The following is an 18,776-nucleotide window of genomic DNA, read 5'->3' on the forward strand; positions in this document are numbered from 1 at the left end:
TTGAGCTTCAGGTGTTGAATGGCTTAATAATTTCCAATTTCAATAATTTTTATGATTGACATTTCACCCCTGGGCTTTCATTAAAAAGGTATGCTTAAAATAGACTGAATACCCCTTTAACAACTATTTTGCTGTATGGATTCGATTAAAATTAGGCATTAACCTTTTCTGAAAGGACAGTTAATAAATATTGGTTGATCGTAGATTTAAGTAATTCTGTTCTTCCTGATGTGTTTTGGATATTTTCTAAATCTAATGCATAATTTTCTAGTTCTTTTAATGAAGTTTCCCCTGAGATAATTTTTTGACCAATACCCGACGAATAACTGTTGTATCGCTGATTGATAAAATCCTCTATTACTCTATCATCTTTTAACTTTTGGACTACTTTTAAACCGATTGCAAAACTATCCATTCCTGCAATGTGTCCCTAAAATAAATCGTCCGGTTCAAATGATCCTCTTCGAACTTTTGCGTTGGCTACTGCAAGAAAATATATTGAACGCCCTATTCAAGAAACTGTTTCCAATAATAATAAATGGTTTAATGAATCACTTGTGCAAATTGTTTTCTCTGATTTAGCAACATATTCAGCAGCAATAGGAGCTGCAGCGTTTGCAATCGACGGTTTTTTAAGCATTCACTCTATGGTTGTTGAGTAATATATTTTTTAGTCAATCGCCGTTAAAAACTACTATGCTTTTTTTCGTTCATTTGCATTATAGAATTGATTGTCTTGCATAACACCGCTCTAAAAGCTTATATAGAAACTAAAAATCTCTAGTAAAAGGTAAGTTATAACTACTAGAGATTTTTTCATTATGTTTTGATATTATACATCCCATTTACTCATAGATTAGCCATCTATCCGCTATTATGAACTCATGAGTTCTCCTCCATTTACATGGATGCACTGTCCAGTAATATATGTCCCTTCATCTGATGCGAGTAGTACATAAGCTCCTACTAATTCACGTGGTTGGCCAGTTCGCATCATGGGATTATCAGCTCCAAATTTTGCTACTTTTTGTGCATCAAAAGAAGATGGAATGAGTGGGGTCCATATAGGACCGGGTGCTACCATATTGACACGAATCCCCTTCCCTACTAAATTTTCAGCAAGGCTTCTTGTAAATCCTACTATTGCTCCTTTTGTTGCTGTATAGTCAATAAGCTGTTTGTTTCCTTTATAGGCATTGATTGAAGTTGTTGAAATAATGGAACTCCCTTCTTTTAAATGGGGCATCGCATACTTACTGAGAAAAAACACTGAATCTATATTTGTCGAAAATGTTTTATGCCATTGTTCTGTAGTTATATCCGTTAAGTTTTGCACTGGATATTGAACCGCTGCATTGTTTACTACAATATCTATTTTATTGAACTCTGTAATTGTTTGATCAATAATTTTTTGGCTTGTTGCTTCTTGCGAAATATCTCCTGGTATGAGCAGACATTTTACCGATTCCTGCTCAACAAATTTCTTCGTTTCACTTGCATCATCGTGTTCGTCTAAATAATTGATAACTATATGTGCACCTTCCTTAGCAAAAGCAATTGCTATTGCACGTCCAATGCCTGAGTCACCACCTGTAATAATAGCTACCTTATTTTTAAGTTTGCCACTACCCACATAATCGAATGGCTGAATGGGAGAAGGATTCATAAGGCTTTCTTTACCTGGCTGTTTATCCTGTGTTTGAGCAGGTTGGCCACCCTTTTGTTGTTGATTGATATTCATTTGGTGTTCCTCCTTAATTTTTACTACATTCAGCAATAGCCAACTCGAGATAAACTTAAACATAAAAAAAGTCACACTTCCATCTGAATTTAGATGTGTGTGACTTTCTTTTATCAGCGTTATTTAATATATAATTATAGTGAGCCGTAACCAATAATACGTGGAGCCCAGTAACTTCCTTTTGCAACACTTTGAATTTGAACTTTGTTTCCTGCCGCATGTAATACTAGATTATTCCCTGCATAAATACCTACATGTGTAATTGAACCACTCCCAGGTGTTGCACCAAAGAAGATCAAATCCCCAACATCCGGTTTGCTTACTCGTTTTGTGACAGAATACTGTGTACGACTGCTATGAGGTAATGTACCGTAACCTGCTTTTTTGTAAACATATGCTGTAAAGCCTGAACAGTCAAATCCTGACGGAGACATGCCTCCCCAAACATAGGGTACACCTAAATATTGTTTACCAACACTAATAACTTTACTTCCTGCTACTGCACTAGAAACTTTTTTTGTTTTTTTGTACTTTTTAACGTATGAAGCGGAAACCCATCCAGATTTGCCTTTGTATTTTACTTTGTACCACTTTTTACTATTTACTGTTTTCTTATATGTAGCTGATACAACTGCACCTTTTTTTAGTGTCATAACTCGTTTGTATTTTGTTGAAGCACCTTTTCTCATATTAAGCGCTGCTTTAGTTTTATATTTACCTGAAATTTTAACAGCCTTTGAACTAGATACAGTTGTAATAGTTGAAGTTTTTTCTATGTTTGTTGTTTTCGCTTTAGCTTGGGCTTGTTCTTCAGGAGCTGCTCCTAATACTGTTCCAAGTCCTAATGACAGGGTTAACGTGCTAGCTGTAATTACTTTCAAAAACCTTTTTTTATTTATATTCATAAAGATTATTTACCTCCGTTTTTAGCTTTTTTTTGATATATTCGATGTATTTCATAAAATTCTTATTAACTTATGTATTAATCTTATTGAAATTCTGATGAAGAAACAATGCGATTTCATTTACAAAGTCATTACTTTTTATTACAAATAATACAAAGTATTTGGTAATTACGTTATTTTTAATATTTCAGTAATGAATATGGAATATTTTTCCTTTTAATCGATAGTCACTTCTATTATTTGGATGGAAATAGCATAAAAAAAGAACCAATGAAAGCTAACATTGGTTCGTCGTAGTAAAAATTCAATTCATTTTCTACTATAAAAAGCGTTGTAACGAAAATGGCTTAATGTCTAAATCTGTTTTCCCTTTTAAAATAAGATTACTTAGAGTTTCCCCAACAGCACTTGCAAATTTAAACCCATGGCCTGAAAAACCAGCTGCAATTGCAATATTTTTATATTTTGGATGAAGATCAATAATGAAATCTTCATCAGGCGTCATTGTATACATACAAGTTTTTCCGTGTTTTAATGTATGTTGTTGATGAGGCATAAACTTATCAAGGATGTTTTCCAAATCTTCCTTTTCCCCACTAACCTCGCCAAAAGGAAGCTTGTCCTTATTAGGGTCAATTGACTCCCCAGTATCATGTCTTCCAACCTTCAATCCTGTTCCATCAATACTTGGAAAGCCATAATAACAACTATCGGGTAATTTAAAAGCAAAGGCTGGAAAATTATTTGAACTATATAAATCTTCTTCTACATCGTACCAAGCAAATGTTTTGCGAATTGGATTTAATGGTAATTCGAGATCTAATTGCTTTAATAACTCTCGTGCCCAAGCTCCCACAGAAAAAATGGCGGCATTCGCAGTAAACCTCGTCCCATCAGCAATAGTAATTGTTACCTCATTTTCTTTGGCATCGACTTTCGTTACTTTACTATTTGTTCGAATTTCTGCTCCCTCTCTCATCGCCATTTCACGAAAAGCTGACACACATTCCTCCACTTTTAAAACCCCTGAAGTCGGTTCAAAACATCCAACAAAATCTTCTGGAATCTTTAGCCCTGACCATTTTTTATGTACTTTATCTGCAGATAAAACCTCTAAAGGTAAATTAAACTTCTCGGCGCTTGAAATAACATTCTTTATAAATGGATCATCTTTTTCCCCTACATTAATAACTCCTGTTTCCAATAAGAGCTCTTTATGTACATTTTGAGCAAGTTCTTTCCATAAATCTCTTGCACGTAATGCGAAAGGAACATACTCGTGACCTTCACCATACGCATAGCGAATAATTCTTGTTTCTCCATGATGACTACCATGGTCATGTGGCGGATTAAATGCATCAAGTAACAATGTTTTCTTTCCACTCTTTGAAAGAAAATATCCAGCTGCCATTCCCATAGATCCTGCACCAATTACAATTACATCATATTTTCCCATGAAAAGACTCCCTAGTGATTTAATTATTATAAAAATTATAACTTTTTAGAATATATTATCAACTTATTTTCAAATTCAAAATATAGGGGCATATAGGATTCCATCCGTATACGCCCCTTTATAGATAGCAACTAGGCTCCAAAAAGAAATATCCACCTTGGTCAGTTGGATACTCTAAAAGACAAAGGCTATTTTGATTGTCTTTTTATGTTGCTTGCATCAATGAATTTTAATAAGGAATGTAATCTCTACCAGAGCCTATACAATATAATATGCTTAAGGTCATTGTAAATTGCAGAATAAATATCATATAATTCATTTCACTTTGCTTCTTATTTCTCTAAAAAAATGCGATAATGGTGTAAAACATTAAGGATGACACGATGACAAATATGATTACATTACGAGTGGACCCTAAATATACTATGGATTTAAACCGTGGCTATTCACTTATCTTAAAAGACGCAATCCAAAACAAAGAATTATTAGAATCAGAAGGTGAACTAATTCGCTTAGTTGATCAACATAACCGTTATATCGGAACAGGTTACTATGGTCATCAAAACAAAGGGATTGGCTGGATATTAACAACTAAAGAACATGAATTAATCGACCAAGCTTTCTTTACAAAGAAAGTGAAAGTTGCCTTATCTCATCGTGAAGATTTTTACCAAAATAGCCAAACAACTGCTTTTCGTGTTTTCAATGGCGAAGGCGATGGTATCGGTGGCTTAGCGATTGACTACTTTGATGGATATTATATGGTAAGTTGGTATAGTGAAGGCATTTATTCATTTAAAGAATATATTTACAAAGCACTTAACGAACTTGTTGAATATAAAGCAATTTATGAGAAAAAACGTTTTGACACAAAAGGACAATATATCGACCAGGATGATTTTGTAATGGGAACAGAAGGCGACTTCCCTATTATCGTCAAAGAGAACGGCATGAACTTTGCGGTTGATCTAAACGATGGTGCCATGACAGGTATCTTCCTTGACCAACGTGATGTTAGACGTGCAATTAGAGATCATTATGCAAAAGATATGAATATGCTTAACACGTTTTCTTACACTGGTGCCTTTTCAGTAGCAGCAGCATTAGGTGGTGCTACAAAAACAACAAGTGTAGATTTAGCTAAACGTAGTCTAGCTAAAACAATTGAACAATTCAGCGTTAACGGAATTGACTATGAAGCTCAAGATATTAAAGTTATGGATGTTTTCCATTACTTTAAATATGCGGAAAAACATGATCTGAAATTTGACTTAGTTGTACTAGATCCACCAAGCTTTGCACGTACAAAAAAGGCTACTTTCTCTACGGCAAAGGATTATCCAAAACTATTGGCAGATACTATTGCGATTACTGAAAAAAATGGTGTGATTGTAGCTTCTACTAATAACGCAAGCTTTGGTATGAAAAAATTTAAAACCTTTATAGATAAAGCGTTTAAAGAAACTAAAACTAAATATAAAATTATTGATCAATATGGACTCCCTAAAGACTTTAGAGCAAATCGCGATTTTCCAGAATTTAATTATTTAAAAGTCGTGTTCATCAAAAAACTAAGCTAAATACTCCCTAAAATTAAGCCGACACATCAATTCACTTGATGTGTCGGCTTTTTAATTTATTTTATTCACCTAATCTATTATTTATTTTAGATATAGATAGTTGTCTCATATAGATATTTTCCGTTTGAATATGATACTAAGATTGGAGGTGAATTGATTTTGGAAAAGAAAAAATGTTCTAGTTGTCACAGATATTTATGTAATTGTAGTAATTCTAACGAAACTACAAATAAAGGGCCAAGAGGATCCAGAGGGCCAAGAGGCGAGGATGGATTACCAGGGCCTACCGGTGCTACTGGACCAAGAGGTGAAAGAGGACCAAGGGGATTCAGGGGTAGTGGAGCTACTGGTGCTACTGGTGCTACTGGCGCTACTGGCGCTACTGGTGCTACCGGGCGTAACGGCGCTACTGGTGCTACTGGTGCTACCGGGCGTAACGGTGCTACTGGTTCTTCGTCAAACTCTCCATTTGCTTATATTCGACGAAATAAGAAGCAAATCTTATCAAAGAATTGCCCATATGTTAGGTGGAAAAGTATCCTTGGTTCTTCAGGCATTAACATAAATTCTAATCACCCTACTAGCATCAAGGTCACTACACCAGGATTCTACCTCATAAACGCTTTTGTTAATTTTAAAGGTACAAGTGCTTTTGTATTAGAATTAAATGGTCAAGAGCTCACTCCTTCCACTCTGTTTTCTCAAGATGATGGTTTTACAATGTCCGTCATTGTGAATATCCCTGCTAACTCTAGCTTAAAATTAAAGCTAAAAAGCAAGGATGAAGAAACAATTATTTCTTGCAGAGATTCCGTTTCTGCATCTATTACTATTGTCAGGATTTCAGATGCTTCATCTTAACGTACACGGGCATTGAAATCCCATTAACCCCCATATTTAACTATTTCAATCTACTAAAAAGTCACTATTTTTGCTTTTTGCATTAATAGTGACTTTCTTCTTTATATAAGTAATATATTCTTCCCTTTGAATCAAATTCAAATTTTCATAACAAAGTGATGGACTTTCAAATGCGTATTTATATACTAATTTCTTCAAAAAGTCTTATCATCTAAAAAAACAATTCCTTTGGTCTAATGATTGCAATCCTCTCCCCTTTTATACTTTAAGGGGATTTAAATCAATTTCAAAACCCATTTCTTCAAGCATCTTCTTATCTGCATCCCCTGGTTGTCCATCAGTTGTAAGATAATCACCTAAGAAAATAGAATTTGCTGGATATAAACTTAACGGTTGAAGTGATCCTAAGTTGACTTCTCGGCCACCTGATACTCTTATCTCTTTTGTAGGATTTATAAATCTGAAAAGTGCTAGTACTTTTAAACAATGCCTAGGGTTTAGTTCATGCGTACCTTCAAGCGGTGTACCATCAATTGCATTTAAAAAATTGACTGGGATAGAATCTGCGTCTAACACATGTAAACTTCTTGCCATATCAATAACATCTTGTTTTGTTTCCTTCATGCCAACGATTACGCCAGAGCATGGCGAAATGCCAGCTGCTTTCGCACGTTCAACTGTTTGAACGCGATCATCATACGTATGTGATGTTGTAATATTAGAGTGATTTCTAGCCGAAGTATTGATATTGTGATTGTAACGATCTACACCAGCTTCTTTTAGTTTTTCTGCTTGCTCTGGTTTTAAAATACCCAGGCATGCACAGATGGTCATGTCTTTATGCTTTTCTTTAATCGCCTTTACAGAATCTACAACAATATCAATTTCTCGGTTCACAGGTCCTCTACCACTTGCAACAATGCAATATGTACCTACATTTAATGTCGCTGCACGATCTGCTCCTGCCATAATTTCTTCTTTCTTCATCATTGGGTATTTTTCGACTGGCGCTTTAGAGACAATTGATTGTGAACAGTATCCACAGTTTTCAGGGCACAACCCTGATTTTGTATTGATAATCATATTTAGTTTGACTTTGTTTCCAAAATAATGATGACGAATTTGATAGGATGCATCAAGTAATTTTAATAGATCAATATCTTGGCTCTCTAATATAGATAGTGCTTCTTCATCGTTGATTTTATATCCATCAATTACTTGCTGAGCTAATTTGGCATAATCCATATTAATGACCTACCTTTATAATTTTTTGTAAACGGAAGCCCAAAATCCCTGCAAATACAGCTAAAATAATATCTTTTGGAAGTGGTGGAACCATCCATAACCATGCCATTTTGTAAGTAAATCCATCTGGAGCAGATGCCCAAAGTTTATATGCATAATACATCCAGTTTGTACCAAACAAATAGTCAATAGCTATCCCAACAAGTGCTGCCGAAATATACATTGTTTTTGTACGTCGGTATTCTACCATTTTCCCTGCTACATAAGCTGATAATATAAACATTACGATAAATCCAAATGTTGGACTTAGTATAGAAGAAAACCCACCGCTAAATTTTGCAAAAACAGGTGCCCCCACCAAACCAAGTAGTGTATAAACTGTAATTGATATAGCACCTAAACGACTACCTAAAACGAGACCTGCTAATATAGCAAATAACGGTTGAAGAGTAATTGGCACCCCACCAACCACTAGAAATGGTGCGAAAGACGTGATATTCGCCCCAATCATCATTAAAGTTGCAAACAACCCTGAATAGACAATGTCTAATGTAGAAAGCTTACTTTTTGTTCCAGAAACTTTTACTGTCATTTATTTCTCACCCTTTGTGTTAACTTATTTTAATAATAGGTTAACACATTTTATTGAAAATGGAAGAATAATTTTAAAAATAATATGAAAGTAGCATTGGACTCTACTTTTAAGACTTAAATTGTAATCGTTAATAATGAAATTTCTATATAATAAAAAATGAACCGGTTTACAATTGCTGTTCCGGTTCATCTGTCGATTTAGTTTGACTATTATTTTTCATTAATATGTTTAAAAATTGTTTGAAAATAGAATTTTTTCTAAATTATTTTATTGTAAATTTTACTGCAATTGAATTTTTATATGTGTTTCCTTTTGAAGTTTTCAGTCCTTTTCGGTCAATAAAAATCACATATTTCCCTGCTTTAAGTGTTTTTTTGGTTGATAGTTTAATCATTTTGCCATTTCTACTTTTAGATAAACTGAAACCATTCATGTTACTTCCTGAATAGTTGATATATATATGACTTGCTTTTAACACCGCTGGTTTAATAGCCTTTGAAAAAGTAATAGTAGTATACTTTTTATTTTTCATATTCGATAGATTTGTTGCTTTTACATACTTCGACTTTGTAACAGGAGATATTGCAGTTATGTTTTGTTTATATCGATATTTTTTCACTATTTTTTTTTGAGAAGATGTTAAGTCATTATATACTACGTATACTGGCAAAAATTCTGTTTTCAAACTTAGCTTTTTTCCTAACCGAATCTTCTTGATGGTATTATTGGTTTTCGTTTTATTCTTATTCACATAAATTTTAGATACCGAGTCCTTAGCTGTTGTAAATGATATTGTTTTTCCAGTAGATTCTTTGCCAAGAGAACTAATGGCCGTTACTTTTGCTTTATACGTTGTACCTTGTTTTAAACCTTTTAAAGTATAGTTGTTATCTGTTGTAATGATAGCTTTCTTACCTGTTACCTCTAATCTATATTTTTGTACTGGTACTATAGTATTTTGAGCCATCTCATAATGTAATATTGCCGATGTCTTTTTTATAGCTAGAGTTGATAATTTGCTAACGTTACTTGGATTTTTAATAGATGTAGTAAGTAATCCATACCCATATAAAGAATCTCTCCCCATATCCCCTAAGTCCATTGCATAATTTCGAAGTACATTTCTCAGTTCGCTTGTTGTATATGTTGGATATTGTTGCTTGATCAAAGCTATCATACCGACTACATGTGGAGTTGCGATAGAAGTACCTGACATTTCCGTATAGGGTTTAGTTAAATCGAGTACATTAATATCAACCCCAGGTGCAGTATATTCTATCTGTTTCCCTGTGTTAGATTTACGCCAAATTTTTCTATATTGATCGATTGAAGAAACTGCAATAACTTCTTGATAATTCGCTGGATATTGTACTGGCTGTGCATTTCCATCATTTCCAGCTGCTGCTACCATTGTAATACCTGCTTCATATGCCTCTTTTATAGCTTGATGGAGAATAAGGTCATCCTTCACTGTTCCTAGAGACATGTTAATCATGTCAACATTATTTTCTATCGCCCATTCAACAGCCTTTAGAATAGTCACCATATTAGCACCATCATTCTCAAAAACCTTCACACTATAAAGATCAACATCTGGTGCTACGCCAACTAAGTATCCATCATTTAAACGAGTACTAACTTGACCGGCAATCAGACCGGCTACAGCGGTACCATGCCCATCTGTATCTATTGGTAAACTTTCATCCTCAGGAGTCTCCTCATTATCCTCAACAAACGAATATTTTTTGACGTTGGCTAGAGCAGGAATATCTGCTACACCTGTATCAAAAATAGCTACTTTTACACCTTTCCCTGTATTATTTTGTTTCCACGCATTTTGAACACCCATTATTCTCATATTTACTAATGGTGTAATGCTACCTAAGGACAACCCTCTTGTTTTCAAAGTAGTTGGATTTTTTTCAATCACTTGGATATCTTTAGATTGCTTTAAACGTGCAAGATTTTCTGAGTTAAAATTTCCTTGGATAATTTTCAACGTTTCAAAATCATTTTCAATAGAAAATGCTAGTTTCTTCACCTGTTCCTTTCCTTTTGCATTGTTATAAACGACCATTACATCATTGTACTCAGATGCAGACGCCGAGGTATCTTGAGCATGAAAAGAGACGATGCTGATGGCTAACAGACAAGACATCCACCATTTCCTATATTTCCACATAACTTCACCTAGTTTTGCTTAGTATTTTTTATGTATATTTCCAATATCTTTTAGGTCTTTTTTAGATGCTTTTATAGTAACATGTAGTAGGGAATTGGTTATCTTACAAGCCTATTAAATTTTTGTAACAACGTGAATTGTATATTGTAAAATATGAAGTTTTCAAAACCAAACCTAAATTGCCTTTTAGGTTAATCCAAAAAATAACCAATATGATCTGGAAATTACATTGTTCAAGTGCAATGTTGTCTCTACTGTTCTATAATGTGATATATTGAGTTAGCTTTATAACTACTAATAAGAACAAATTGAAACCTAGATTGAATAGGTGAAGAAGGGGTTTCCATGTTTAGGAATAAAAAAATTAAAATTCATGTTTCTGGATGGCCAGCCTTGCTACTGCTTATAGCAATTATTGGCATATCCCTTACTTTGGTCATTACAATACCTTACTTCGGATTTTATGGTTTGTATAATATAATGGCTATGTATGATTTAGCTAATATTGAAATCTTTGAAAAAGGCTATCAAAATTTTTTCTATTTTGGTTGGTTTATATTATTAATTTTTTCTATGATTGTTTTACTAGATTTTGTTTGTCTTTTTACCATTGCAAGTTTCAATTTCAAATTAACCAAATTCATTGATATAATTAGTTTTCTAGTCCAATATGTGGTAAGTGTTTTCATTTTTAAAAATTTTATCGTGGCAGGTTTTAATCGCATTGATATTACATGGACTGGCTCGATAGTCCTTTTCTTATTGCTTTATATTGTGGTAGCGGTTTTCAGTTATGAAAAACCAAAAGATGCGTAAAAATGGCGCATATATTCGCCTATAAAATGGCTAAATAGTTAATATTTACCCTAATTTTATCAAAATCATTACAAAGCTTGAACACTATTTAATAGTATGTTAGAATCCTAAAAGTTCAGTATTTTATTTTTAGATAAAATACCGAGCTTTCGTGTGAGTATAAACCTAATTTTTGGGTCTTTGGCAAATTGCTGAAGACTCTTTTTTTGCATATATTGAATATCTACTCATAAGTAAGTAACGAGCTTGGGACAAAAATATTGTAGCTAATGAAAAATACGAACTATAATGTGAAATTCTATTTTAAATTTCACATTATATATTTTTTCTTAACAATTAGTTTTGTGTTCCGTTCCAGACGGCGCTTTCCGCGGGCTTGGCTTCAATCTCCTCGTCACTACGTTCCTGCGGGGCTTTCAGCTCAAGCTATTCCCGCAGGAGTCGCCGTCCTCCACTTCACACACGCCATTCTAAGTGATGCTCATCAACAAATAATTGTGTTTTCTAAAGAAGGACGCTTTATGAAATTAATTCTATTATTCAATTATTCGGATTTAGCAAGGATTAATTTTATTCTGTACCAGCCTCTTCTATAATTTATCGGTTAATATACAATTCAAATAGGTCGCCATAGTCTTTTCTCAAATATTGTTCTTTGCTTTTTAGAACCCAATCATTTGCGAACCTTGTAATCTGTTCAAAAGATTGTGCAGGTGTCACATCTTTAGCCTCTACTTTTCCAATAGATTGAGCAGCATAGCTTAAGCTATTTTGCGCTATTTCAAGATTCTTCTTATTGCGAATCATTTCTACTGAAATTGCATGTAATGCTTTATATAGATCTTTGATTTCAGTATCAAACTTTTTATGGATATCAATTGACATTGGTATGTTATCAATAGTGAACTTAATTTCAATATCAAGATCTATGGTACCTGCTGTTTCTAACATAACATCAGAAATTGTACTATGCTCATAATCATAACGTTTTAATAGACGTTTTTTACTAAGAGCGGAATCTCCATCAACATGGATGAGTGCTTGGTTTGTAAAGCAATATTCATCTGACTTTGTTTTGATCAAGAAGTAAACAACTTCTCCTGATTCATGCATAACAAAATCATCAGATTCAGTTTTATCAAATTCCTCTTTCGGTACGACGATTCCAATATCAGATAATCCTAAGGCATCAGATGCTAATTTTTTTAACATAAAACTTTCCTCCTCATAATTGTTTCTTACCTAAATCTACGTCTCCCATGAAAAAAAGATTCAGAAATCAAACACTTTCAGCTTATTCATTTATCGGTTAGATTATTCACAATATAGAATTCGATAATGTATAGAGCTCCTCAAAAATTGTGGATAACAAGTGATTAACTTATTTTTAATCACTTGTTACGAACAGTTTGTGCATAAGTTTTTAGTCATCTGTGTATAAAGTATAACTTCTTGACAGAATATTTCTCTCTTCCTCACTGTAAAGTCAAATTTCAAGGTATGGACTAGATTTTATTCACAAGATTATTTTAGTTATGCACAGGATCATTCCCTCTTTCTCTTACACTTCAAAAATATTTACATCTCTAAAGCTGATTATATTCGTTCAAGTGTATATTTATACACACATTCACCTCTATATTTGCTAAAAAAGAAAAAATCATCTTTCTAAGTTTTAATAGTTATACACTAATTTGCTAATAGTACTTTTACGTAAACATTTTATATCTTCTTATCTATTCTAAAAATTGCTATAAATCACTTAATTTATCAATAATTCTCCAAACTACACATTTTACTAAAAAGTAAAATATATCAATTTTTTAAATATTTTTATATAATTTCCTTGCGCTATAAATATACAATACGCTATGATTATAGAAACACAAATACTGTAAAAGGTGGATGGACTTTCGTAATATGTTCGTGAACTACCAAAAAATATCGAAATATTCCGTCTTCGTTTGTTAGGGGGATTCACCATGATTGAGTTTAAAAATGTGAATAAGTATTACGGAGATTTCCAAGTATTAAAAGATATTAATCTCACTATTAACAAAGGTGAGGTTGTAGTCATCATTGGACCATCTGGTTCTGGTAAAAGTACACTTCTTCGTTGTATGAATCGTTTAGAAACAATCTCTGATGGGTCATTAACGATTAATGGTGTCGAATTACACGATAAAAAAACAGATATTAACAAACTACGTCGTAAAATTGGTATGGTATTTCAACACTTTTACCTTTATCCACATAAAACGGTACTAGAAAATATTATGTTGGCACCTGTTAAGGCACTTGGCCAATCAAAAGAAGAAGCAAAAAAAACAGCATTAGCCTATTTAGAAAAAGTAGGAATCCCAGAAAAAGCAGATGCTTATCCATCACAACTTTCAGGTGGTCAGCAACAACGTGTCGCTATTGCCCGAGGACTTGCGATGCATCCAGAAATTATGCTTTTTGATGAACCTACATCTGCACTCGACCCAGAGATGATTGGGGAAGTTCTAGATGTTATGAAACATTTAGCGAAAGAAGGCATGACAATGGTTGTTGTCACACACGAAATGGGCTTTGCAAAAGAAGTGGCCGATCGCATTATTTTTGTCGATAAGGGTCAAATACTTGAGGATGCAAATCCGACAACGTTCTACCAAGAACCAAAGGAAGAACGCGCTAAGTTATTCCTTAGTCGGATTTTAAATCATTAATGTAAATTGAGGGGGAGAAATGGATGTTCAAAAAGAAAAAAAGTTTATTAACAGTGTTACTTTTAGCAATGCTTTCAGTTCTTATGTTAGCAGCTTGTGGTACTAAGGATGATTCTGAATCAGGCAGTGGTAGTGGTTCAAAAGAAAGTAAAAATTCACTAGAAGCCATTAAAGAAAAAGATAAAATTGTATTTGGTGTAAAGAATGATACCCGCTTATTTGGTTTAAAGGATCCTAAAACTGGTAATATTGAAGGATTCGATATTGATATCGCTAAAGAAATCACAAAGATTATTTTAGGTGATGAATCCAAAGCGGAGTTTAAAGAAGTAACTTCAAAGACGCGTATACCTATGTTACAAAAAGGCGATATTGACGCTATTGTTGCTACGATGACAATAACTGAAGAGCGTAAACAAGAAGTAGACTTTTCTGATGTCTATTTCAAAGCGGGTCAAGCTCTACTTGTTAAAAAAGGGAGTCCAATTAAAAGTATTAAAGATATTAAAAAAGGGACAAAGGTTCTTGCTGTAAAGGGTTCGACTTCAGCTGTTAATATTCGCGAAAAAGCACCCGATGCAACAGTTTTAGAATTTGAAAACTATGCTGAAGCTTTTACCGCTTTAAAAGCGAAACAAGGTGATACGTTAACAACAGATAACGCCATTCTTTACGGTATGGTAGACGAAGATCCGAACTATCAAGTGGTTGGGGACATCTTCACGGATGAACCTTATGGTATTGCTGTGAAAAAAGATAGCCCAGAGTTAGTTAAAGCGATTAATGATGCATTAAAAGAGTTACAAAGTAACGGTAAATACGATGAACTTTATAAAAAGTGGATTAAAACAAGTAACTAATCCTATTCATTCATAAAGTTTTACTTATTAAAGAATCTTTACTAATGGCTCTATAAAAGACGCATAAATATGGCCATGAAAATTTTAACGGGCAGTCACCTATTCTAATGGATGTAATTAGATATTAGGTTGTTACTGCCCGTTCCTTCTTGGTATTACTGCTTAGAATTTAAACTACACGTATTGAGTAAGGAGTGACCAGAATGCTCGACTTTTCAATTTTGACCGAAAATTGGGATATGTACATAGAAGGCTTTATAAACACGATTTATATAAGTGTAATTGGCCTTATTGGAAGTTTTGTATTTGGAACGATCTTAGCTGTCTTTCGAATCGCGCCTTTTAAACCTTTAAATTGGATTGGAACGATTTATGTTGAGTTTTTCCGTAATATTCCGTTATTAATTATTGCATTTTTCTTATTTACGGCCCTACCTACAATTGGTATACAATTAGATGGTTTTAAAGCGGGAACGTTAGCACTTATTATTTACACATCTGCTTTTATAGCAGAAGCTGTCCGAGCTGGTATTTTATCTGTACCTAAAGGGCAAACAGAGGCAGCTAGATCCTCAGGTTTAACATATATTCAAACGATGAATCTTGTTGTTTTACCACAAGCGATTAAAATTGTTATTCCACCTCTTGGTAACCAATTTATCAATCTTGTTAAAAACTCATCTATTTTAACAATTCTAGCTGCCGGGGATTTAATGTATCAAGCTGATTTAATCTCTACTAGAACTTTTGTTACGTTCGATGTTTACATTTTCGTTGCATTATTTTATCTAGTTCTAACTATACCTCTTAGCACTGGTGTTAACTATTTAGAAAAACGCCTTGCAAAGAGCAATTAAAGGAGGGCGAGTCTATGGATTTTACTGGTGCTTATACTCCAGATCATTTAAAGTTCTTGTTCGATGGTTTTCTAATTACTTTAAAAATTGCTGTTATATCAATTATTGCTAGTTTTGTTATTGCAGCAATTGTTGGTGTGATTCGCTATACGAAAATACCTGTGGTTTCTCAAGTGTTCGCTGTCATCGTTGAAGTAATTCGAAACTTGCCGCTACTTTTAATTATCTTCTTTACCTTTTTTGCTTTACCGGAAATCGGTATTGAGATGAGTATTGAAATGGCTGCTATTGTGGCACTAACAATTTTTGAGGCTGCAATGATTTCAGAAATTATTCGTAGTGGCTTGAACTCTATTGATAAAGGGCAAATTGAAGCTGGACGTTCTTCGGGTTTGACTTATGTTCAAACATTATGGCATATTGTTTTACCGCAAGCATTACGAAGAATGGTCCCACCAATTGTCAGTCAATTTATATCACTATTAAAAGATACATCATTAGCAGTGGTTATCGCTCTACCGGAACTGATGCATAATGCACAAGTGATTAATGCACAAAATGTCAACTTTATCATTCCTATTTTCATACTTGCAGCATTAATGTACTGGGTTGTCAATTACGTTCTATCCATTGTAGCAAGAAGATTAGAGTTAAAAACTTCATGATTTATGTCTAATCTACCTAGGAGCTATAATAGGAACCGCCTTTTCCTTTTTCAAAAACCTAACATAATTCTAAATAAAAAGAACAGGGCCCATGAAAAACATTTCATGGGCCCTGTTTTTTTATTTTCGGAGATCAAGCGCTTATTAATACTAATTTTACTTGTTCTAAAACGCTAAAGCATATCACTCTGTTACTCGCTCAAAAAAGTCATTGACTCTTGTATAATCGGCAATATTCCGATTACAACTTTCACTGTCCGAACAAATATAATTACTATGCTTTTTAAACGTATCGATAGCTTTCCCCTTTTTCGTTGTTGTGAACAAACTAACATCGGAATGATGATGACATATTGCACAAATTCCTTTAATCGTATTTGCTTCTACCTGGCCTTTAATAGCCTTTAGCTTGCCTTGTTGTTCAACAACGATATATTTTCGATGTGTGCTGGCATCGTGCCACGTAAAATAACATATATGACGAAAATCAATAGATTCTATGTTGGGTAATTTTAATTTCTTTTCCTTTTTAAAAAGACTCTTTAAATTACTGGTCGTTACTTTTTTAAAAGGTATGACAAAAGGTTTTAAGCTCTCCAAATATAATTCAGCTTGTGTTCGATCTTTCATCTTATATAATTGCTCAATTACAGTTAATTGAACATCGGATGGTTGAATATTTTTTTCAATTTCTGTTTCAACAAGCCCTTTAACAGCAAGTAATACATTGCGATCCTTTGTTGTATTATAAGCATTTAGAAGCTTATTCATCTGTTGTTCGATTAAATGATAATTTGCTACGGATAAGAAAGGTTGAATTGTTTGTTTTTCCATTGAAATCACTCCAATTTTTTAGGCTTTTTGTTTTTGGTTTTATGGCCTAAAGAAATGATCCAACATGAATATTCTATAAAACTTCGATGGAGATTTCCTTGACCATGAAGTTTCGTGCATTAGAGTATGCATTACAAAATAATGCAGACATTTAGATTCCTCCTTTAAAAAGAACTGCTTTTATAGTAGCACCAACTAATACAAAATACAATATTTGTAAGAACTATCGAACTAATTTTTTCTGGTCGTGTACAAGTCAGATGCCTCATCAAAATAAAATCGACGTTTTCCTTTTCCGAATACAACCAACATTATATGGATAAATAGAACAATCGTTAAGATGAAATACAATAAGTTTATCCCTAGTGGAAGGAATACCGATACATGATAATAAGGTGATGCCATTGAGATTTGTGATTGATTTAAGACATTCACCACGAATGTTACAAAAAATGTCACATATATTGCAGCAAATCGTTTAAAAAGACGGCTTATTGTAGTCATCTTACTAATTTTACTATCATATCGGAAACGCAGTATATATGTTCCTATCGTTCGACCATTCCATATCATTGGTATAACAAAGAAGAAGAAAAAGTAAGAGACAGACCGAATAAGAAATTCATTGATATCATTTGTACTCGTAATATCCAAGAATGTTTGTGCCAATAAGTCTGAGACAAACAAATCAACAATCATTGCTAGTAATACAGCCATCGGTTTGACTTCATCTAATTTTAATAAGCGATCTGCTTTTTCATGTATTCTTTCTTTTGACGGGAAAAATGCTAACACTGCAGGAGCAATGAAAAAGCCAACAATCCCACCTAATGTATTTAGTATTAAATCGTCCACATCAAAAATTCTATAAGCACAATTATAATAACCATAAATGCCGGTTACCTGTGTTATTTCATAAAATAATGTTACAAGGAATGTAATCCCTAACGCTTTCCCCCATTTTTTCTTTTCCTTTAAAAAATAGCGCAAATAAACGCCTAATGGCATTAACAACAAAAAGTTGAAAAATGCTTGATAAAAAGCGGATTGTGTAAATAAGTTCATGTACGTCCCGGGTTTAGACCAAACGATATTACCACTGTCGAAAATTTCCGATACAAAACGAAATGGGACGAATGAATAATGTTGTGTTCCTGGCTCTTGCATCGAACAAGTATCACGAATTGCTGGCAATGGTAAAAGAACGAGAAATAAGGCTGATAAAAAATAGAAAACAAATGAAAATGAAATGATTGTCGTAGATAATGGCATAAATCCATATTTTCGATATGTATAAATAAGCCACGGAATCCAAATGACAACTGCCAACAAAACAAACACAATGATTGCTGCATAAATTGGTTGGATATACGTATCCATTTCTTACATCTCCCTTAACAAACATTTGAACGGAAATAGACATCCAGAAATCCTACACTTGAGTATTCCCGAATGTCTATTCACTAAA

17 protein-coding genes and 1 pseudogene are annotated in these 18,776 nt (G+C 33.6%); 8 read left to right on the forward strand and 10 right to left on the reverse strand.

Annotation, left to right across the window (positions count from 1 at the left end; translation table 11 throughout):
• Positions 1–151: 151 nt before the first annotated feature.
• Positions 152–478, reverse strand: a pseudogene (locus Q0977_RS13800) (xylose isomerase); the annotation flags it as partial.
• Here Q0977_RS13800 and Q0977_RS13805 point away from each other — a divergent pair.
• Positions 477–662 (forward strand): hypothetical protein, encoded by a 186-nt coding sequence (locus Q0977_RS13805; protein ID WP_147414503.1) that lies wholly within the window; start codon positions 477–479, stop codon positions 660–662. The pseudogene Q0977_RS13800 and the gene Q0977_RS13805 overlap by 2 nt on opposite strands.
• 212 nt (positions 663–874) lie before the next feature.
• Here Q0977_RS13805 and Q0977_RS13810 read toward each other — a convergent pair whose 3' ends face one another.
• The 3 genes from Q0977_RS13810 to solA all read right to left on the reverse strand — a co-directional run bounded on the left by Q0977_RS13810 (position 875) and on the right by solA (position 4,102).
• Complete coding sequence (locus tag Q0977_RS13810; RefSeq protein ID WP_119416263.1) at positions 875–1,741, reverse strand: SDR family oxidoreductase; 867 nt, start codon at positions 1,739–1,741, stop codon at positions 875–877.
• Between the two features lie 134 nt (positions 1,742–1,875).
• Positions 1,876–2,646: a C40 family peptidase gene (locus tag Q0977_RS13815; RefSeq protein WP_119416264.1), complete on the reverse strand. Its 771-nt coding sequence runs from the start codon at positions 2,644–2,646 to the stop codon at positions 1,876–1,878.
• Positions 2,647–2,965: 319 nt separating this feature from the next.
• The gene (solA, locus tag Q0977_RS13820; RefSeq protein ID WP_299515073.1) at positions 2,966–4,102 is read right to left on the reverse strand and encodes an N-methyl-L-tryptophan oxidase; all 1,137 of its coding nucleotides are present in this window, start codon (positions 4,100–4,102) and stop codon (positions 2,966–2,968) included.
• Positions 4,103–4,485: 383 nt separating this feature from the next.
• Here solA and Q0977_RS13825 point away from each other — a divergent pair, with 383 nt between their 5' ends.
• Together Q0977_RS13825 and Q0977_RS13830 are read left to right on the forward strand one after the other, a co-directional pair.
• Positions 4,486–5,682, forward strand: coding sequence for a class I SAM-dependent rRNA methyltransferase (locus Q0977_RS13825; protein ID WP_124218222.1), 1,197 nt, complete (start codon positions 4,486–4,488; stop codon positions 5,680–5,682).
• A gap of 159 nt (positions 5,683–5,841) precedes the next feature.
• Entirely contained in the window at positions 5,842–6,543 is a 702-nt protein-coding gene (locus tag Q0977_RS13830; RefSeq protein ID WP_299515078.1) for a collagen-like protein, read from the forward strand.
• Between the two features lie 258 nt (positions 6,544–6,801).
• On the opposite strand, the gene bioB is transcribed toward Q0977_RS13830, so the two are convergent.
• The 3 genes from bioB to Q0977_RS13845 all read right to left on the reverse strand — a co-directional run bounded on the left by bioB (position 6,802) and on the right by Q0977_RS13845 (position 10,541).
• Positions 6,802–7,788 (reverse strand): biotin synthase BioB, encoded by a 987-nt coding sequence (gene bioB / locus Q0977_RS13835; RefSeq protein ID WP_299515081.1) that lies wholly within the window; start codon positions 7,786–7,788, stop codon positions 6,802–6,804.
• A 1-nt stretch (position 7,789) separates the two neighbouring features.
• The gene (locus Q0977_RS13840; RefSeq protein WP_299515084.1) at positions 7,790–8,380 is read right to left on the reverse strand and encodes a biotin transporter BioY; all 591 of its coding nucleotides are present in this window, start codon (positions 8,378–8,380) and stop codon (positions 7,790–7,792) included.
• 265 nt (positions 8,381–8,645) lie between these two features.
• Complete coding sequence (locus tag Q0977_RS13845; RefSeq protein ID WP_299515087.1) at positions 8,646–10,541, reverse strand: S8 family serine peptidase; 1,896 nt, start codon at positions 10,539–10,541, stop codon at positions 8,646–8,648.
• Between the two features lie 369 nt (positions 10,542–10,910).
• On the opposite strand from Q0977_RS13845, the gene Q0977_RS13850 reads away from it, so the two are divergent.
• Entirely contained in the window at positions 10,911–11,381 is a 471-nt protein-coding gene (locus Q0977_RS13850; protein WP_299515090.1) for a hypothetical protein, read from the forward strand.
• 597 nt (positions 11,382–11,978) lie between these two features.
• Here Q0977_RS13850 and Q0977_RS13855 read toward each other — a convergent pair.
• Positions 11,979–12,593, reverse strand: coding sequence for a PH domain-containing protein (locus tag Q0977_RS13855; RefSeq protein WP_299515093.1), 615 nt, complete (start codon positions 12,591–12,593; stop codon positions 11,979–11,981).
• Positions 12,594–13,363: 770 nt separating this feature from the next.
• On the opposite strand from Q0977_RS13855, the gene Q0977_RS13860 reads away from it, so the two are divergent.
• The 4 genes from Q0977_RS13860 (at position 13,364) to Q0977_RS13875 (ending at position 16,474) form a co-directional block, all read left to right on the forward strand.
• Positions 13,364–14,092 (forward strand): amino acid ABC transporter ATP-binding protein, encoded by a 729-nt coding sequence (locus Q0977_RS13860; protein ID WP_119416272.1) that lies wholly within the window; start codon positions 13,364–13,366, stop codon positions 14,090–14,092.
• Positions 14,093–14,115: 23 nt separating this feature from the next.
• Positions 14,116–14,952 carry a transporter substrate-binding domain-containing protein gene (locus Q0977_RS13865; protein ID WP_119416273.1) on the forward strand — a complete coding sequence of 279 codons (837 nt, stop codon included), beginning with the start codon at positions 14,116–14,118 and terminating at the stop codon, positions 14,950–14,952.
• Positions 14,953–15,155: 203 nt separating this feature from the next.
• Positions 15,156–15,809 (forward strand): amino acid ABC transporter permease, encoded by a 654-nt coding sequence (locus tag Q0977_RS13870; RefSeq protein WP_119416274.1) that lies wholly within the window; start codon positions 15,156–15,158, stop codon positions 15,807–15,809.
• Between the two features lie 14 nt (positions 15,810–15,823).
• Positions 15,824–16,474 carry an amino acid ABC transporter permease gene (locus tag Q0977_RS13875; protein ID WP_119416275.1) on the forward strand — a complete coding sequence of 217 codons (651 nt, stop codon included), beginning with the start codon at positions 15,824–15,826 and terminating at the stop codon, positions 16,472–16,474.
• A 183-nt stretch (positions 16,475–16,657) separates the two neighbouring features.
• On the opposite strand, the gene Q0977_RS13880 is transcribed toward Q0977_RS13875, so the two are convergent.
• Positions 16,658–17,308 (reverse strand): FusB/FusC family EF-G-binding protein, encoded by a 651-nt coding sequence (locus Q0977_RS13880; RefSeq protein ID WP_299515099.1) that lies wholly within the window; start codon positions 17,306–17,308, stop codon positions 16,658–16,660.
• Positions 17,309–17,539: 231 nt separating this feature from the next.
• The gene (locus Q0977_RS13885; RefSeq protein WP_119416277.1) at positions 17,540–18,688 is read right to left on the reverse strand and encodes a VanZ family protein; all 1,149 of its coding nucleotides are present in this window, start codon (positions 18,686–18,688) and stop codon (positions 17,540–17,542) included.
• Positions 18,689–18,776: the final 88 nt, after the last annotated feature.

It is taken from the genome of uncultured Rummeliibacillus sp. (assembly GCF_934216135.1).
Lineage (GTDB): Bacteria > Bacillota > Bacilli > Bacillales_A > Planococcaceae > Rummeliibacillus.

Excerpts from the sequence above, each read along its gene's own strand:
- Q0977_RS13810 (WP_119416263.1), bottom strand. The coding sequence starts at position 1,741 with ATGAATATCAATCAACAACAAAAGGGTGGCCAACCTGCTCAAACACAG.
- Q0977_RS13815 (WP_119416264.1), bottom strand. The coding sequence starts at position 2,646 with ATGAATATAAATAAAAAAAGGTTTTTGAAAGTAATTACAGCTAGCACG.
- solA (WP_299515073.1), bottom strand. The coding sequence starts at position 4,102 with ATGGGAAAATATGATGTAATTGTAATTGGTGCAGGATCTATGGGAATG.
- Q0977_RS13825 (WP_124218222.1), top strand. The coding sequence starts at position 4,486 with ATGACAAATATGATTACATTACGAGTGGACCCTAAATATACTATGGAT.
- bioB (WP_299515081.1), bottom strand. The coding sequence starts at position 7,788 with ATGGATTATGCCAAATTAGCTCAGCAAGTAATTGATGGATATAAAATC.
- Q0977_RS13840 (WP_299515084.1), bottom strand. The coding sequence starts at position 8,380 with ATGACAGTAAAAGTTTCTGGAACAAAAAGTAAGCTTTCTACATTAGAC.
- Q0977_RS13845 (WP_299515087.1), bottom strand. The coding sequence starts at position 10,541 with ATGTCTTGTCTGTTAGCCATCAGCATCGTCTCTTTTCATGCTCAAGAT.
- Q0977_RS13850 (WP_299515090.1), top strand. The coding sequence starts at position 10,911 with ATGTTTAGGAATAAAAAAATTAAAATTCATGTTTCTGGATGGCCAGCC.
- Q0977_RS13855 (WP_299515093.1), bottom strand. The coding sequence starts at position 12,593 with ATGTTAAAAAAATTAGCATCTGATGCCTTAGGATTATCTGATATTGGA.
- Q0977_RS13860 (WP_119416272.1), top strand. The coding sequence starts at position 13,364 with ATGATTGAGTTTAAAAATGTGAATAAGTATTACGGAGATTTCCAAGTA.
- Q0977_RS13865 (WP_119416273.1), top strand. The coding sequence starts at position 14,116 with ATGTTCAAAAAGAAAAAAAGTTTATTAACAGTGTTACTTTTAGCAATG.
- Q0977_RS13870 (WP_119416274.1), top strand. The coding sequence starts at position 15,156 with ATGCTCGACTTTTCAATTTTGACCGAAAATTGGGATATGTACATAGAA.
- Q0977_RS13875 (WP_119416275.1), top strand. The coding sequence starts at position 15,824 with ATGGATTTTACTGGTGCTTATACTCCAGATCATTTAAAGTTCTTGTTC.
- Q0977_RS13880 (WP_299515099.1), bottom strand. The coding sequence starts at position 17,308 with ATGGAAAAACAAACAATTCAACCTTTCTTATCCGTAGCAAATTATCAT.
- Q0977_RS13885 (WP_119416277.1), bottom strand. The coding sequence starts at position 18,688 with ATGGATACGTATATCCAACCAATTTATGCAGCAATCATTGTGTTTGTT.